General features: G+C 70.1%; 12 protein-coding genes and 1 pseudogene. 7 read left to right on the top strand and 6 right to left on the bottom strand.

What is annotated here, in order from left to right; genetic code table 11:
* Positions 1 to 196: 196 nt before the first annotated feature.
* A complete protein-coding gene (locus C6376_RS28575) occupies positions 197 to 1,672 on the top strand; it encodes an amino acid adenylation domain-containing protein (protein WP_107446051.1) in 1,476 nt (491 codons plus the stop codon).
* Between the two features lie 155 nt (positions 1,673 to 1,827).
* Here C6376_RS28575 and C6376_RS28580 read toward each other — a convergent pair whose 3' ends face one another.
* Positions 1,828 to 3,738, bottom strand: coding sequence for an ABC transporter ATP-binding protein (locus tag C6376_RS28580; RefSeq protein WP_107446052.1), 1,911 nt, complete (start codon positions 3,736 to 3,738; stop codon positions 1,828 to 1,830).
* 32 nt (positions 3,739 to 3,770) lie between these two features.
* The gene (locus tag C6376_RS28585; RefSeq protein ID WP_107446053.1) at positions 3,771 to 4,565 is read right to left on the bottom strand and encodes an alpha/beta fold hydrolase; all 795 of its coding nucleotides are present in this window, start codon (positions 4,563 to 4,565) and stop codon (positions 3,771 to 3,773) included.
* A 458-nt stretch (positions 4,566 to 5,023) separates the two neighbouring features.
* On the opposite strand from C6376_RS28585, the gene C6376_RS28590 reads away from it, so the two are divergent.
* The 4 genes from C6376_RS28590 (at position 5,024) to C6376_RS28605 (ending at position 9,057) form a co-directional block, all read left to right on the top strand.
* Positions 5,024 to 5,239 carry an MbtH family protein gene (locus C6376_RS28590; RefSeq protein WP_107449246.1) on the top strand — a complete coding sequence of 72 codons (216 nt, stop codon included), beginning with the start codon at positions 5,024 to 5,026 and terminating at the stop codon, positions 5,237 to 5,239.
* Between the two features lie 625 nt (positions 5,240 to 5,864).
* Entirely contained in the window at positions 5,865 to 6,749 is an 885-nt protein-coding gene (locus tag C6376_RS28595; protein ID WP_254076097.1) for a winged helix-turn-helix transcriptional regulator, read from the top strand.
* A gap of 404 nt (positions 6,750 to 7,153) precedes the next feature.
* Complete coding sequence (locus C6376_RS28600; RefSeq protein WP_254076098.1) at positions 7,154 to 7,888, top strand: FkbM family methyltransferase; 735 nt, start codon at positions 7,154 to 7,156, stop codon at positions 7,886 to 7,888.
* A gap of 14 nt (positions 7,889 to 7,902) precedes the next feature.
* Positions 7,903 to 9,057, top strand: coding sequence for a glycosyltransferase family 4 protein (locus C6376_RS28605; RefSeq protein WP_107446056.1), 1,155 nt, complete (start codon positions 7,903 to 7,905; stop codon positions 9,055 to 9,057).
* Between the two features lie 317 nt (positions 9,058 to 9,374).
* Here C6376_RS28605 and C6376_RS28610 read toward each other — a convergent pair.
* The 3 genes and pseudogenes from C6376_RS28610 to C6376_RS28620 form a co-directional block, all read right to left on the bottom strand.
* Positions 9,375 to 9,569 (bottom strand): annotated as a pseudogene (locus C6376_RS28610) (hypothetical protein); the annotation flags it as partial.
* Positions 9,570 to 9,896: 327 nt separating this feature from the next.
* Positions 9,897 to 12,722: an FtsX-like permease family protein gene (locus C6376_RS28615; RefSeq protein WP_107449247.1), complete on the bottom strand. Its 2,826-nt coding sequence runs from the start codon at positions 12,720 to 12,722 to the stop codon at positions 9,897 to 9,899.
* Between the two features lie 5 nt (positions 12,723 to 12,727).
* Complete coding sequence (locus tag C6376_RS28620; RefSeq protein WP_037672308.1) at positions 12,728 to 13,432, bottom strand: ABC transporter ATP-binding protein; 705 nt, start codon at positions 13,430 to 13,432, stop codon at positions 12,728 to 12,730.
* A 96-nt stretch (positions 13,433 to 13,528) separates the two neighbouring features.
* Between C6376_RS28620 and C6376_RS28625 the strand changes: the two genes are divergently transcribed.
* Complete coding sequence (locus C6376_RS28625) at positions 13,529 to 14,134, top strand: helix-turn-helix transcriptional regulator (protein WP_107446057.1); 606 nt, start codon at positions 13,529 to 13,531, stop codon at positions 14,132 to 14,134.
* A gap of 797 nt (positions 14,135 to 14,931) precedes the next feature.
* Here the strand turns inward: C6376_RS28625 and C6376_RS28635 are convergent.
* Positions 14,932 to 15,489, bottom strand: coding sequence for a TetR/AcrR family transcriptional regulator C-terminal domain-containing protein (locus C6376_RS28635; RefSeq protein ID WP_254076099.1), 558 nt, complete (start codon positions 15,487 to 15,489; stop codon positions 14,932 to 14,934).
* Between C6376_RS28635 and C6376_RS28640 the strand changes: the two genes are divergently transcribed.
* Positions 15,424 to 16,014, top strand: coding sequence for an SDR family oxidoreductase (locus C6376_RS28640; RefSeq protein WP_254076100.1), 591 nt, complete (start codon positions 15,424 to 15,426; stop codon positions 16,012 to 16,014). The two genes, C6376_RS28635 and C6376_RS28640, sit on opposite strands and share 66 nt — an antisense overlap.
* The last annotated feature ends 212 nt before the right edge of the window (positions 16,015 to 16,226 follow it).

Consider the following 16,226-nt stretch of genomic DNA (forward strand, 5'->3'; position numbering starts at 1 on the left):
GATGAGTTGACCATCTCGGTGCTCAGATCCCCTGGGCTGAGCCCGAACTCTCATTTACCCGGTGAGCGGGCGAATTCGGTATCCGATCGCCCCCGGCATCGATTACCGTACTTCACGGGAAGTGGCCCGGCAAGATCCGGATATTTCCTGGACAGCTGATATCGGATAATTGCCGCCGATCACAAGGAGCGGATTCGTGACGATCGAGGAATGCCTGCTCGGCCCTGCCGGACTCCCGGAACTGGCCATCGCGCCCGAGGAGTTGCGGCGTGCCCGGGAACTGGCGCTCACCCGCGACCACCCGGTCGACCTCGCGGACGCCGTGATCACCCATGTGGAGCGCTTCGCCCGGGAGCGGGGCCGGCCGGCCGTCCGGGACGCCCGCGGCCGCCTCGACTACGCCGAACTTGCCCAGGAAGCACGTCGGCTGGCGGCCCTGATGGAGCGTTCGGGGGTCGGCCCGGGCAAGGTCGTCGCGGTCGGCGGTGCGCGCGGCACCACGGTCGTCGCCGCCTTCCTGGCCACCGAGCTGCTCGGTGCGCTCTACCTGCCTGCCGACGCCAACTGGCCCGCCCGCCGGGTCGCGGACGTCCTCGACACGGCCGGGGCCGTCCTGCTCCTCAACACCGACCCGGACGCCGTCTCACCCTCGCTCGCCGAGGGCGCCGCGCAGGCCGATGTCCCGGTCGTCCGCGCCGCCGAGGCCGCCGGCCACGAGCTCTGGCAGGGCCCGGCCCGGCTGGAGAGCCAGGGCCAGCCCCGGTACGTGTTGTTCACCTCCGGCTCCACGGGCCGGCCCAAGGGGGCCGTGGTGGAGCACCAGGGCATGCTCAACCATCTCTTCGCCAAGGTCGTCGACCTCGGGTTGACTGGCGACGACGTGGTCGCGCAGACGGCCCCGCTCGGCTTCGACATCTCGATCTGGCAGATGCTCTGCCCGCTGCTGGTCGGCGGCGAGGTCAGCGTGGTCGCCGACGCGACCGCCCACGACTCGGTGGCCTTCGCCCGCCTCGTCGACGAACACCGCGTCACCGTCGTGGAGTTGGTCCCCACCATGGTCCGCCTGCTGCTGGACGACCTGGCCGCCGCCCCTGAGGCCGGGCAGCTGGCCTGGCTGCGCTGGATGCTCGCCACCGGCGAGGAGCTGCCCACCGAGGTGGCCCGCCGATGGCTTGAGGAGATGCCCCAGGCCGGACTGGTGAACGCCTACGGCCCGACCGAGTGCTCCGACGACGTCACTCACCACACCGTGCTCCCCGCCGACCTCGGTCTCCTGCGCCTGCCGATCGGTACGCCGCTGGTCAACACCCAGCTCTACGTGCTGCGCGGCGAGGAGGACGGCTGGCAGGCCTGTGAGCCGGGCGAGAGCGGGGAGTTGTTCGTCGGCGGGGTCGGCGTGGGGCGCGGGTACGTCAGTGACCACGACAAGACCCGGGCCGCGTTCTTCCGCGACCCGTTCCGGGACACGCCCACCGGGCGGCTCTACCGCACCGGTGACGCCGTGAAGGTCCTTCCGCAGGGGGCGCTGCAGTACCTCGGCCGGGTCGACCGCCAGGTCAAGCTCGCGGGAGTCCGGATGGAGCTCGGCGAGATCGAGGCGGTCCTGCAGCGTCACCCCGCGGTCGGTGCGGTCGCGGTCGTCGTGCACGACTTCGCCGTCGGCCGCCGCTAGCGTTGTCCTGTTCAACCAGCGCAGCGCCTCAGTTGGCCGGTTCCACGGAATCGGCCAACTGAGGCGCTGTGGTCGTATCGGGGCATGTCGAAGGCGCCGCCCGCCGGTGGTAGGCCGGGGGACGGCGCCTTCGACATGCCGCTGGGTCGTCTCTTCTAGTGGGCGCCTGCGCCGGGCACCGTCACCTCCAGTGACTCGTGCTGCGCGAACTGCGTGTGGTAAAGGTCGGCGTACAGGCCCCCGACGGCCAGCAGTTCCTCGTGCGTGCCGCGTTCGGTGACGCGCCCTGCCGCCACGACCAGGATCTGATCCGCCTCGCGGATCGTGGAGAGCCGGTGGGCGATCACCAGCGAAGTGCGCTCGGCCAGCACGGTCTTGAGGGCCCGCTGGATCGCCGCCTCCGCCTCCGAGTCGAGGTGCGCGGTGGCCTCGTCCAGGATCACCACCGGCGGTGCCTTGAGCAGCAGCCGGGCCAGCGCGATCCGCTGCTTCTCACCGCCTGAGAGCCGGTACCCGCGATCACCGACGACCGTGTCCAGACCCTCCGGGAGGGCATCGACGGTGTCCCAGATCAGCGCCGCTTTCAAGGCCTCGATCAGCTCCTGCTCGGCGGCCCCCGGCCGGGCGTACTCCAGGTTGGCCCGCAGGGTGTCATGGAAGAGGTGGGCGTCCTGGGTGACCACGCCGATCGTGTCCCGCAGCGACTGCAGCGTCAGCTCCCGGATGTCGTGGCCGTCCACCCGGACGGTGCCCTCGGTGGGGTCGTAGAGCCGGGGCACCAGCTGGGTGATGGTGGTCTTCCCCGCGCCCGACGGGCCGACCAGGGCGGTGAGCTTCCCGGCCGGGACGTCGAAGCTCAGTTCCCGCAGGGTCAACGACTCCTCGACCGGCTCGGCGTGCCGGGCCGCCGGGTGTCCGAGCGAGGCCAGCGAGTTCTCCTCGGCGCTCGGGTAGCGGAACGAGACCTTCTCGAAGCTGATCCGGGGAGCGCCGCCGGAGCGCACCGCGGCGAGGTCCCGGGCGTTCGGCACCTCGTCGATGTTGGGCTTGAGGTCCAAAATCTCGAAGACCCGGTCGAAGCTGACCAGGGTCATCATGGCGCTCGCCTGTAGGCTGCCCAGTTGGTTGATCGGGCCGTAGAGCCGCAGCAGCAGGGCCACCATGGCCACCAGGGTGCCGAGCTCCAGTGAGCCGTCGATGGTGAGCACGCCGCCCAGCCCGTAGACGAGGGCGCTGGTCAGCCCGGTGAGCACGATGGTGAGAACGCCGAGGATCCGGCCGTGCAGGACCACCGAGACGGCGAGGTCCCGCACCCGGCCCGCCTTGCCGGCGAACAGGCTCGACTCGTCCTGCGCGCGGCCGTACAGCTTGGCGAGCACCGCGCCCGAGACGTTGAACCGCTCGCTCATCAGCGCGCTCAGGTCGGCGTCCAACTCCATTCGCCGCCGGGCGAGTCGCTGCAGGCGCCCGGCGATCCATCGTGCCGGCAGGATGAAGAACGGGACCGTCACCAGCGCCGCGAGGGTGATCTGCCAGGACAGGTAGAACATGGAGGCCAGCACCAGTCCCAGCGACAGCACGGTGGACAGCGAGTCGGACAGCAGGCTGGTCACCGCCTGCCGGGCCCCGACCACGTCGGTGTTCAGCCGACTGACCAGCGCTCCGGTCTGGGTGCGGGTGAAGAAGGACAGCGACTGCGCCTGGACGTGCGAGAACACTTTGTTACGCAGGTCGTAGACGACGCCCTCGCCGATCCGCGCGGAGAACCACGCCACCAGGAAGACCGAGCCGGCCTCGACCAGCGCCAGGCCGGCGACTGCCAGGCACAGCCCCACCACGAGGTCTGTGCGGCCGGGCATGATGCCGTCGTCGATGATCATCTTCAGCGCCAGCGGGCCGGCGGCGGTGGCCACCGCGTCGACGACCGTACTGGCCAGCAACAGTGCCACGCTCCACCGGTACGCCATGGCGTACGGGACGATCCGCCGGACCGTCCCCTTTCTTATCCGCCCGTCCGTCGGCTCTTTCTCCCCTGCCGCGGCCCGCGAGTCCTTGCTCCTTGCCATGCTGGCATCAGCTCCGTGTTCGTCAGGGGCCGTCAGTGCTTTTCAAGGAACTCGATGACCGCGGTGTTGACCGCGTCGGGGTTCTCCAGGTTCCCGAGATGGCCGCACCGGGGAATCTCCACGTAGTCGCACTCCGGAATGGCGTCCGCGACTTCGGCGACCAGGTGGGGCGGGCAGATGAGGTCATCGGCGAAGGCGATCGCCCGGCACGGTACGGCGACCTGGCGCAGGGCCTCGCGGCGGTCACCGGCGTCGACGCTCTGCTGTCCGGGGGCGTTCTGACCGGCCGTCAGTTCGAAGACTTCCAGCCAGCCGGCGGCGACGGCGTCGTCGTTGAGCGTCGCGGGGGAGAGCATCTCCAGAACCGTGCGTACCGCCTCGTACTTGGGTGGCAGGGTGATGCCGCTTTCAGTCAGCGAGCGCTCCGCGGCCTGCAGCATCCGGCGGGTGGCGTCCGGGCGGGCTCGGGTGGCCATCAGGACGGCGCAGTGCACCAGGTCCGGCCGGGCGAGCGCGATCTCCTGAGCGATCACGGCGCCCATCGAGGTTCCGACGATGCGGCACGGCCCGATGTCCAGCGCCTCTATCAGGCCCAGGGTGTCGGCGGTCATCTCGGCGAGCGAGTAGTCACCGGGCGGTGCGTCGGAGGGGGCGATGCCGCGGTTGTCGAAGACGATCGTCTCGTAGCCCGCCTTGTTCAGGGCCGGGGTCTGGTGCATGGTCCAGACCCGGCCGGCGGCGCCCGAGCCCATGATGAGGAGTACCGGTTCCCCCTGGCCGGACCGCTGGTAGGAGAGCCGGATTTCATTGGTGCTCACGAAAGGCATGCCGGTGCTCTCTCGCCGGCGACGGGTACGGACATGGCAGCCTCCTGAATTCGAACGGGCAAGGGGATCGGTGCCGACTGTCCGCGCCGGAGGAGAGGTGACGACCCTGGCACTGAGGGGCCGGAGTGCCGGTGCGGACGGGGCCCGGCCCCGTCCGCGGCGAGGCGGCATTCCACGATGGCACCGGACGGACGCGCCGATCAAGGTCGCCCCGACCCGGTCGGGTTCGTCGTCCGTACGGCCGTTCAACCGGGGCGCAGTGGCAGTTGAACACGCTGGCCACAAGGGCCGGTGGCGCTGGTTGACGCGTCGGCGCGGCTTGGGGACATAGTGGGCTCGCTCGGGGCCCGGCACCGCGCCGGACGGCCACCGACGGTGGGGCGAGTCCCGGTGAACCACGCGGGCGAAATCGCGCCATCGATGCGATCCACCTCATGTATCCCAGAAAGGACGGCGTGGTGACGAATCCGTTCGACGATCCCGATGCCGAGTACCTGGTCCTGGTCAACGACGAGGGTCAGCACTCGCTGTGGCCCGTTTTCGTCGATGTGCCCGAAGGCTGGAACACGGTTTTCGGCAAGGCGGGGCGTCAGGAGTGCCTCGACTACATCGAGAAGTCGTGGACCGACATGCGGCCCAAGAGCCTGATCGAGGCCATGGCGGCGCAGAACTAGCCGGCATGCCGATGCCGCCGACACCCCCGTGGTGGTCGGCGGCATCGGCATGCGGGGCACCGGTTTCCGGACGGCGCCGGCGCGGTGTTCAACCGATGCGGCGCCGCAGCTGAACACCCCGCCGTAGAAAGCGCGTTAGCCAGTCGGACGTCAACTGGCCGGATCTACACGGTGCCTCGACACTGCTGTGACTGAAGAGTGATTATGAGTGTGGGGTTGGAAGTTCCGCTTCCGAGACCAGGAGAGCGTCGGCTTACCCGGATTGCTGTCGAGCCCATCGACAACTGTCGTCTAGTGCTGCCCGCCCTGCGGGAGGGCCACTCCCGGAGCGAGATGGCATCCGGCGTGGCTGTCCTGCGGAGGGCGGTCCTTTCGGCCCCGGCCAGACGTGTTCAATGTCTGGCGGTTTGACCCGTCCATCCAATGGGGGAAGAGAATGAGTCGCACCGACAGTGATATAGGCACTTTGGCTCACTTTACCAGCAATTTGGCTATTCATGGGAGAGGTGTCGTATCGGTTCCGATCGCCTCGCTGGTTCCGGGGGATTCGCCCCGTCTGGACGGGCAGGACACGGAGCACATCGCCCGGCTCGCGGAGCTCGACGAGCGCCTTCCCCCTATCCTCGTGGACCGTCGCACCATGCGGGTGATCGACGGGATGCACCGCCTGCTGGCCGCCTGCCTCACGGGGCAGGAGACCATCGAGGCGGAGTTCTTCGACGGCACCCCCGAGGAGGGGTTCCTGCGGGCCGTCGAGGCGAATGTGACGCACGGTCTTCCGCTCTCCCAGGAGGACCGGAGGGCCGCGGCCGCGCGGATCCTCGAGGCTCACCCGCAGATGTCCGACCGGGCCATCGCCAAGGCCTCGGGCCTCGGCACGAAGTCGGTGGCCGCCATCCGGCGCAACTCGGCCTCTTCGCAGGACCAGCCGATGGCCAGGATCGGGCGGGACGGCAAGATGCGGCCGCTGAACAGCGCCGAAGGCCGCAGAAGAGCCGCCGAGCTCATTGCCGAGAACCCGGAGGCCTCGCTGCGCGAGGTCGCGCGGCGCGCCGGTATCTCGCCCGCCACGGTGAGCGACGTGCGCAAGCGGCTGATGGCCGGCGAACTCCCGGTCGCCGAACGCCGTCAAGCCGTCGCCGCGCCGGGCGTCGAAGGGGGCCCGTCGGTCGTCCCCGGGCGTGTTCCCGCCCAGCGGGCCGTCCGCAAGGTGCACATGGTGCAGCCGGACCCGGTCGAACTGCTCGACAAACTGCTCAGAGACCCCTCTCTGCGGCACAAGGAGGACGGGCGCCGCCTGCTGCGTCTGCTCCAGCAGAACGCGCTCGGCGACCAGAGGTGGGCCAAGCTGGCCGCCGTCGTGCCGACGCACTGCCGCGACCTCGTGGTCGACCTGGCGCGCCAGTACGCGGAGACCTGGAGCGAGTTCGCGCAGGAACTGGATGCGAACGTCCGCGCCATGAGCCGGGACGCCCAGACGCCGCATCATGAGGTCGGCATGGGTGCGTAGACGCGCCCCTGACGGACCGGTGGGACAGCGGGGGTCGGGAGCCGCCGAGGCCGGCGTTGCCGGACACCCCGTTCCTGTCGGTCCCAGCGGACGTGACACTGTGCCGGTCATCGACGAGGCGAACCTGATCCGAGGCCTTCCGCTTGCGCAGGCCGATCGGTGTACGGGTACCGCACGGTCGCCCTGGATCTCAGGGCTGGCCTCAGGGACTGATGTCCGCCGGTAGGTGGACGGGGACCCCGACCAAAGGATGTACCTATGAAAGTTTTACCGCGCCTTGTATCCGGCAATTCCCAGTTCCGTACGCCAGATTGGCCGAAACGCATATGCAGAGTGGCGCGTTGACGCGTAGCGGGAGTTCCTCGTTTACTTTCAGGCCAGGCCGTCCGTATGCGGGAGCACGTGTGACCTCGGTCGCACTGGCACTTCGCTATGCGTCCTCGCGCTGGTCCTTCGTGGAGGGCGAAGTCGCGGGCCTGCGACGTCTGGTGCGGCCGGGTGCCGTCTGCCTCGACATAGGTGCCGAGTACGGTCTCTATACTTGGCGCCTGTCCGCGCTGGCCGGTCCGTCAGGGCAGGTGCACAGCGTCGAACCGCTGCCCGGCCCCGCGCGCTGGCTGAGGACGACGGCTGCCGCTCTCGGCTGCCGGAACGTCACCGTGCACCGCATGGCCCTGGGCGACTCCCCGCACGACGGGACGATGAGCCTGCCCCGGCGCCGTCTGCTGCCCGTCCACGGACGCGCCTACCTCACCGAGGGCGCCTCGGGGCCCGGCCCCAACGCCGAGTTCGCCACCTCCCGTCCGGTGCCCACTCCGGTGCGGACGGTGGACGGCTTGTGCCACCACATGGGCCTGGACCGGGTCGACTTCATCAAGGCCGACGTCGAAGGTGCCGAGGCGGCCGTGCTCAGCGGAGCCCGGCGCACGCTGCTGAACCACCGGCCCGCCCTGCTATTGGAGATCGAGGACCGCCACCTCGCGAAGTACGACATGACATCGACCAAGCTGATTGCCCGGCTGGACGGCCTCGGCTACGCCATGCACCGCTGGCGGTACGGCAGCTGGGCCCGAGTGATGGAGGTCACCGACGACTGTCGCAACTACCTGTTCACGGCTCGCGCCGTCACCTCCGGCTGAAGGATCCGACATCAATGGGTTCCACCCTCGTCATCACCAACGACTTCCCTCCTCGCCAAGGAGGGATCGAGACCTTCGTGCATGCCCTGGCCACCCGAATGCCGAACGACGACGTCGTCGTCTACACGTCGCGCGAGCCGGGTGACGCCGCGTACGACGCGGCCCTGCCGTTCCCCGTGATCCGGGACACCAGCCGCATGCTGCTGCCGACCGGGCGCGCCACCAGGCGGGCAGTCGACATAGCCAGGGCCCATGGCTGCGATCGGGTCTGGTTCGGGGCCGCGGCACCGCTCGGACTGATGGCACCGACCCTGCGCAAGGCCGGCATACGACGCATCGTGGCGACCACCCACGGCCACGAGATCTGGTGGGCCCGGATCCCGGGTGCGCGTCGGATGATGCGGCGGATCGGTGAGGGCGTCGACGTCGTCACCTACCTCGGCCAGTACACGCGTGCCCGGATCGAACCGGCCCTGGGCCCACTGGCGCGGATGACCCGGCTGGTGCCCGCAGTGGACGCGCAGGTGTACCGGCCCGACCCCGCCGCCCGTGACGAACTGCGCACAAGGCTCGGTCTGCACGGCAAGCGTGTCATCCTGTGCGTCGCGCGCCTCGTGCCGCGCAAGGGCCAGGACATGCTGATACGAGCCATGCCGCTGATCCGGCGCGAGGTGCCCGACGCGGTACTGCTGTTGGTCGGCCGGGGGCCTGCCGAGGCCCGGTTGCACAAGCTGGTTCGGCGACACGCCCCGGACGCGGTCCGATTCGCGGGCGGCGTGGTCCACGCTGAGACGCCCCCGTACTACGCGGCAGCGGATGTCTTCGCCATGCCCTGCCGCACCCGGAAAGCCGGACTCGAGGCGGAGGGCCTCGGGATCGTGTTCCTGGAGGCGGCGGCGAGCGGACTGACCGTGGTCGTCGGGGACTCGGGCGGCGCCCCGGACACCGTGGTCGACGGCGCGACCGGCATCGTCGTGGACGGCACCGGCCCCGAGGCCGTCGCCGGTGCGCTGACTGGCATACTGACCGACTCCGACCGGGCCGCCGAGATGGGTGCCGCGGGCCGCAGGTGGGTCGAGGAGTCGTGGTCCTGGGACGTGTCAGCGCGCCATCTGACGGAGCTGCTGAGCCCCGAGGATGTTCCGGTCGTCACGTCCGGGCAGGAGTGAACTGAGCGAGGGGAGGAGGGGCCGGAGCCTTGACGGCCCCTCCTCGTCGTTCTCTTCATCAGCCCATGCCTCGGCGTGCTTGGTGGCGAACTGCAGCAGACCGGCGGGGATTTGCATGATCTGCCGGCCGCCTGACGAGCCTCCCGACGAGGTTGCCGGGCCCGAGCGGGTGCCGGTGCCGGGCCGGTGCCGGAGCATCCGCCGACTCCCCGGCAGCTCGGGGACCGGATGCCGGCACGGGGTGCCCCCGAGCTTCGCCGGGTTCGCGCAGAGCAGCCGTGACGCTCATGTGACGCTCGATCTGATGAGGCGTCATGTTATGTGTGCGTCCTGATCCGATCGTCTCCACGCCAAGGCGCCGGAGGGAGGCGTGTGCGCGGCACGGAAGCCAGGATGCGCAGCCGCTCGTGGGTGGGGGAGCCCGGGGCGGCGGTCCAGACGGTCAGGTGCTGGTGGGGATCGGTGTTGGCGGTGAGCGTGTTCCAGTCCAGGACCAGTTCGCCGACGACCGGATCTTCGTGCCCGCGGTGCGGCGCCTACGTCAGGGCCAGGGGCTCCCGGCCGTGCCCGGCACGTAGCGGGCGACAGGTCCGAGCCCGCGGGCGGCTCGTTCACCCCGGTCCGAAGGCCGTGCGCGTGGGCGTCTGTTGGCCGGCGGCCCCCCTCGGCAACGGATCCACCGATGAGTGTCCGTCCGGCGACGTGAGCCGATACTGAGGGCTGTCGCTGACAGGGGAGGGCACGACCGCGGACGTCCGTCGACAGCAAAAGACCCCGGCCCGTGAACACGGCTGGGGTCTTCCGCTGTGCGAAGCCGCCGGCGGTGGCGGCGGCTCGGCTCAGTCGGCGGCGAGCAGGTGGGCGGGGGCGATCCGGGACAGCCCCCGGATCGGCACCGTCAGAGCCGCCACCACCAGGGCGGTCGCCGCGAGCGTGGCCAGCAGCGCGGCGCCGGCGACCGGGAACAGGTGACCGTGCAGCACGCCCCGGCCGAGGGTCAGCACCCCGGCCAGACCGGCCACCGCACCGGACAGGCCGCCCAGCAGAGCCAGTCCGATTCCCTCGTAGAGGGTCAGCTTCGCCAGCTCGCGGTTGGTCCAGCCGGTCGACCGCAGCACCGCGAGATCGGCGGCGCGTTCGCGCTGCGAGATGACCAGGACGTCGATGGCGCCGGCGGCGCCCAGCAGCAGGGAGAGGGCGACGCTGAGGTAGTCGGCCTCGCGCGCCTGCGCCACCACGGCACTGCCGAGCAGCGACCCGGCCACCTCGCCCCGGAAGGCCAGCGTCAGGGCGAGCAGCACCGTGAAGGCGGCCACTCCCAGCGCCAGCCCGGCCGCACCCAGCAGCGTGCGGCCCCGCACCCGCAGCAGGTTGAGCACGGCAAGTCCGGCCACCGAACGCACCGGGTGCGCGCGGCGGGCCGCCGTCACCGGGGGCCGGACGGCTTCCATCGGTCCCAGCCGGGTGGCGAGCCAGGCGGGGATCAGGCCCGCCGCCGTGGCCAGGAGGAGCGCCACCGGGAGCACGAGGAGTGACTTGGCGCCGGCTTCGGGCTGGCCCAGCACCCGGCCCAGCACGTACGCGAGCACCGTGCCCACGGCTCCGGCGGCGAGGCCGATCAGCGCCAGTTCGGCGAGGACCAGGCGGAGCACTTCGCCACCGCTCCAGCCGAGGCAGCGCAGCGTGCCGATCTCGGTGCGACGTGAGCGCACCGAGGCCAGCGCGGCCTGGCCGAGGAAGAGCGCGCACACGACGAGGACCAGCACGAAGAGCACCGCGCTCTTGGTGTCCACCGCCCGGAGAATGCGCAGTGCCACGCCCTTGGCGACCCAACGCTCCGTCACCTGTGCCGAGTCGCCCAGTGCCACCGTCTGCGGTGCAGGCGAGCTGCCGACGGTGACGTCGACCTGGAGCCGGGGGTAGGTGGCCCGGATCTTCCCGGCCACCGCGTTCACCCGCGCCCGGGAGGCGGTGTCGACGCCGGTCACTCCGGCCACCCGGATCCTGATGGCGCTGACCGGCGCCTTGTCCTGGAGGCTCGGGACCCGACGGCTCTTGGTGAGCGCGGTGATGGAGTCCATCGTCGTCAGCATGGTGGGCGGCGGGCTGACGTAGCCGCCCAGGTTGCGGTCGGGCTGCAGCGGCTTGCCGTGGAGCTTCGCTCGGGTCGCGCTGTCCGCACCGGTTACCTGCGGCGTCTGGTAAGTCTCCAGCGGGGTGTCGGACAGGGGTGAGAAGCCGGGCAGTCTGCCGGTGTCATAGCGGCCGACCAGGTGGACGAAGGGATTGGGCAGGCGTCCGGAGTCCACGCCGTCGCAGGTTCCCAGTCCGATGCAGCTCGTGGCGGCGTGGCTGGTCACCTTCCGGTACTGGGTGCCCCGGTGGTTCTCCTCGGGGACGCCCGGGAACGGCTGCTGGTTCGAGTTGGTGATCCACAGGCTGGGCTTCTGCGGCGGCTGCGGCTGCGCGGCGAGGTCGCCGTCGGAGGTCCGGCGGTAGGTGACCGGGCCGACCGTCCAGTAGCTGCCGGTGTCGAACGAGTCCTCGGTCAGTGCCTTCCGGTAGCCCTTGCTCAGGTCGACCCGGGTTCTGCCCACCGTTGTGCCGTGCAGGTTTCGGACGAAGCCGGCGGCTGTCGGGTTGCCCAGTTTCGAGGGCAGCTCGGCCGGGTCGCCGACGTCGAGCCGCTCGACCGTGGCGTCGAGCGTGCCGGTGGTCAGCGGGGTGTCGCTGAGCAGCGCCGGGATGTAGGAGTCGTGCTGTCCGTGGACGCTCTTGGCGCCCGACACCCTCCACGGCTTGTCCTGCTCGGTGAGCATCCGGCCCGAGGCGATGGTGTCGCCCAGGCCCACCAGCCGGTCCTCGGCCACCGGGTCGACGGCGGACAGCAGCACGGGGTAACTGACCGGAACGTCGATGGTGGCCTTGTCCTGGCCGGACTGGCAGTTCATCCGCGAACTCAGGTCCGGGTCGAACGGCGACCTGTCCCTGAGGTCCTCGGCGATGATGTTCGGCTTCAACGGCAGATCCAGGTTGAACTCGGTCTGCTCGGACTTGTCCCGGTTGAAGTAGAAGCAGACGTCGTACTTCCCCTTGATCCGGTACCGCTGGGTGCTCTTGTCGGCCGCACCCGTCTCCAGGGTGTCGGACTCGAAGAGACCGTCCGACTCCGATGCCGACGTCAGGGGGGAGCGGGTGAGGTAGACGTACTCGTCCGAGGTGCGGTAGCTGCCCAGTCCGGAGGTGAGCGTAGGGCGGATGCGAAGGATCTGCCGGGACGCCTTCCCGTCCAGGAAGCGGGACACGTCCACCGTGACGGTGCTCGCCACCATGAGATAGCCGATGTTGGCGACCGGCGCGGCCACGTCGACCCCGGCCATGCCGCGGATGCGCCGGTACTGGTCGATGGTGATGCCGCCGAACGTGCCGGACAGGAAGTTCGGCGCGACCAGACCGCTGCGCCGCTCCACGTCCGTCTGCGAGTCGGGCGGGCGTACCAGGACGTCGTACGCGGAGCGTGCGTTCTTCCGTACCGTGCCCACGGTGGTCGCCTGGCTCGTGCTCACCGTCGCGGTCAGCAGGGTGAAACTGGTCGCCGCCACCAGGATTCCGGCGGCCAGGGCCAGCGCGCGCCCGCGCCGCCGCCGTAGCTGATCGAGAATCATCGCCATCACGGGCGCAGGCCCCCCAGCCGGTGCAGCACGTCGCCGGACGGTGTGATCCGCTGGTCCGAGGTGATCCTGCCGTCCTGCAACCGCACCACCCGGTCGCCGCCCGCGGCGACCTCAGCGTCGTGCGTGGCGATCAGCATCGTCATCCCGTAGCGCTCGCGCAGCGACATCAGCAGGTCGATGATCTCCCGCCCGATGACGCTGTCCAGGTTGCCCGTGGGCTCGTCGGCCAGTAACAGTCCCGGCCGGTTGATCAACGCCCGTGCGACGGCGACGCGTTGCTGTTGGCCGCCCGACAACTGCGAGGGCAGGGCATCGGCCCGCTGGTCCAGGCCGACGGCTTCGAGCAGCTCCATGCCGCGCGCACGCCGGTCGAAGTCCACTCTGCGCGGCAGGACGGGGGCGAGCACATTGTCCAGCGCGGTCAGCGCGGGCAGCAGGTGGAAGCGCTGGAAGACGAAACCGACACGCCGCCGGTGACGGTCCAGATCCCGAGGTATCAGTTGTGTGCCGTCGATCTCGACGTGCCCCTCGTCGGGCTGGTCCATGCCGCCCGTCACATGCAGGACGGTGGATTTGCCCGCGCCGGACGGCCCGGTCAGCATCACCACCTCCCCGGCCGCGACCTCCAGGTCGATCTCGTCCAGAGCGGTCAGGCCGGGATACCGGCGGCTCACCCCGCGCAACGTCACGCTCACAGCCATTGATGCAGCCTCGCCCTCGTACATCGCGCACGTACATCGCCGCCCCTGCATTGCGACAATTCAGGGGTATGTTGTCACAATGTAGAAGGGACGTGTATGCCGCTCCACCACGCCGTGCTCGCGCTGCTGACCCGGCGACCGAATCACGGATACGAACTCAAGGCCCGGTTCGAGGAGGCCGTCGGCCCGCAGTGGGGCGGCCTGAACATCGGTCACCTCTACCAGATCCTCGAACGGCTGGTCCGTGACGGCTTTGTCTCACGCTCGCAGGTCACGCAGACCGACCGGCCCGACAAGAACCTCTACACGCTCACCGAGGCGGGCGAGGCCGAGCTGCGCTCGTGGGCGACCACCGCCTGGGTGCGCGTCGGCGGCTTCCGCGACGAGCTGTTCCTGAAGCTCCTCGGCGCCGTCGCGCTGGGCCCGCAGGCCCTGGCCACACTGATCGAGTCGCAGCGGCAGACATACCTGTCCGAGCTTGCGGGCCTGGGGCGGCAGCGCCGCGCCCACGCCGACGAGCCGCTGGTCGCCGTCCTGATCGACGCCGCCATCGCGCACACCAAGGCCGACCTCGGACTGCTGGACAGCGCCGCACAGCATCTGGGCCCGCTCGCCACGGCACAGAGCGCGCAGGCGCCGGAGCGCTCGCCCTCACGGGCACGGGACGACGCCGACGAGGCTCCGAGGGGCAGGGCGGGATGAGAAGGTGCCGTACGCGCCGTCCTGGATCGCCGCCTTGGACCGGTGTAAAACTTCATGTCGGCCTCACGGCCCTCCGCCCAGCCCGGCTTGCTCTCGTGCTGCCCGTGGGGCGGGCAGCGGTGAGCCCGTCCTGCGCGCGTCGGGGCAATGAAGTGACGGGCGAGGACCACGAGCCCGAAGGTCATGGCCACCCCGCGCCATCCCGGGCCGCGGTGGTCGACGCCGCAGAAGGCCGGCACCGTCACAGCCCGTCCGGCATCGCCCCGCACAAGGACGCGGGCCATGGCTTGGACCTGCTCGTCGAAGCCGACCAGCCCTTCGTGGGTGTCCGGCGAGCCGACCATGTAGCCGCCACCGTGGAGGTAGAGCAGGCGGCCCCGGCCCGAGACTTCCGCCGGCTCCAGTTCCAGGGCCGGCCGCCCACCCAGAACGGTCCTGCGGGTGGCCACGCCCGCTTCAGCGGGCCGGGTGAGAGCTCCGCTGAATCCGCTGCGTTGTTCCGCCACTGTGGGAGGCGTCTCGCTCCGGGGGGCGGAACGGAGCATGGCATCCAGGGCGTCGCGCTGGGATCGGGACATGGGAAACCTCCATCGGTCAGAAGGACAGCACCGTCGCGGCAGGGCCGGCATCGGCCCCGGGTTCGCACGTGCTGGAGATTGCGTTGATCACTTGCCGGTGGGCTCACGCCACCGGGCGCGATGACGGGGTGTACGTCGGCGGTACCGGGAGGGCGCCTGCACTTGTCCCGGCAGGGGGACGTATCGGGGTTCTGGCGGCGTGAGGTGGTGGTCCGGGGTTCAGGATCCGGTGCTGTAGCGCTTGAGCATGAGGGCCACGGCTTCGTCCACGATCGCGGGATCAGTGGGGCTGGGCGGGACGAAGTCGGTCCGTACGAGTTGAGGCCACAGCAACTGGCTGCAGATCATGCCGAGGAACTGCTCGGCCACTACGGATGCCGACTGTGGCTGTCCGTCGGCCGAACGGAAGTCGAGTGTGCCGGCGTGTGCTTCGGCGTCCAGGTAGTCGCGGAGCCGGTCGAAGAAGGGTCCGCGGTCGATGGCGAAGCCGGTGCCGACGATGTCGGCGAGTTCCGGCATCTGGGGAAGTTCGGTGATGATGAGCCGGCACAGCGCCGCCGTGCCGGGCCGGGCGACCAGGCAGGCGTAGTCGCGGCCGATGTGGTCCAGACCGAACCGGGGATCACCGGGCGGGGGCGGTGCGGCGTACTCCCCGGCGTCACCCCGGCCAGCATCGACAAGGCCCGGCAGATCCTCGGGGACAAGGTGCCCGTGATACAGGCCGACGCACGCGATCTCGACACGCAGCGCGGCCTGGCCAAGCAGGTGGGTGAGCACTTCGGGAAGCTGGACGTGGCGTTCCTGAACGCCGGCGTCTCGGACTGGCGCTCGTTCGAGGACCACACCGAGGACAGCTACGACCGGCTCTTCGACATCAACGTCAAGAGTGTCTTCTTCCTGACGCAGGCACTGGTGCCGGTGCTGGCCAACCCGTCCTCGGTCATCCTCAACGCGTCCGCCAGCGTGCACGGCGGCTACGGGCAGGCGAACGCCTACGCCGCGACGAAGGCGGCTGTCTCCTCCCTGATGCGGTCGTGGAACGCGGACCTTCTCAAGTCGCACGGTATCCGGTTCAACGCGGTCAGCCCCGGCCCGGTGGACACCCCGCTCTACTCCAAGCTCGGGATCGAGGACCCCGCGGAGCAGGCGGCGGTCCTGGAGGGGATCAGCGCCGGCATCCCGCTGGGCCGCATGGGTCTGCCCGAGGAGGTCGCGGAAGCGGTCGTATACCTGGCCTCCGACGCCTCCGCCTTCGCTGTGGGCCAGGACCTTATCCTGGACGGAGGTTCGACCGTCCTCTGACAGCAAGGACACGGCCGGAAGACGGGCGACGGGTGAGGGGTAGAGGAATGTCGGGCTCGCGCACCGCCCATATGGCAAGTCGTTCCACTTACCTTTAATTCCTGGAGTGGCTCGACAACGCCGGAGAGGGTTGCCGGCACCGGCTCCAGGGCCATGTCGCTGCCGTCCGCGAGAAGCCGGGCGATGGGTGGCCTTCCCGAGGGTGCGGCTCT

Source organism: Streptomyces sp. P3 (assembly GCF_003032475.1).
In the GTDB taxonomy this organism is placed as follows: Bacteria; Actinomycetota; Actinomycetes; order Streptomycetales; family Streptomycetaceae; genus Streptomyces.

Excerpts from the sequence above, each read along its gene's own strand:
- C6376_RS28585 (WP_107446053.1), bottom strand. The coding sequence starts at position 4,565 with ATGCCTTTCGTGAGCACCAATGAAATCCGGCTCTCCTACCAGCGGTCC.
- C6376_RS28620 (WP_037672308.1), bottom strand. The coding sequence starts at position 13,432 with ATGGCTGTGAGCGTGACGTTGCGCGGGGTGAGCCGCCGGTATCCCGGC.
- C6376_RS28605 (WP_107446056.1), top strand. The coding sequence starts at position 7,903 with ATGGGTTCCACCCTCGTCATCACCAACGACTTCCCTCCTCGCCAAGGA.
- C6376_RS28580 (WP_107446052.1), bottom strand. The coding sequence starts at position 3,738 with ATGGCAAGGAGCAAGGACTCGCGGGCCGCGGCAGGGGAGAAAGAGCCG.
- C6376_RS28625 (WP_107446057.1), top strand. The coding sequence starts at position 13,529 with ATGCCGCTCCACCACGCCGTGCTCGCGCTGCTGACCCGGCGACCGAAT.
- C6376_RS28615 (WP_107449247.1), bottom strand. The coding sequence starts at position 12,722 with ATGATTCTCGATCAGCTACGGCGGCGGCGCGGGCGCGCGCTGGCCCTG.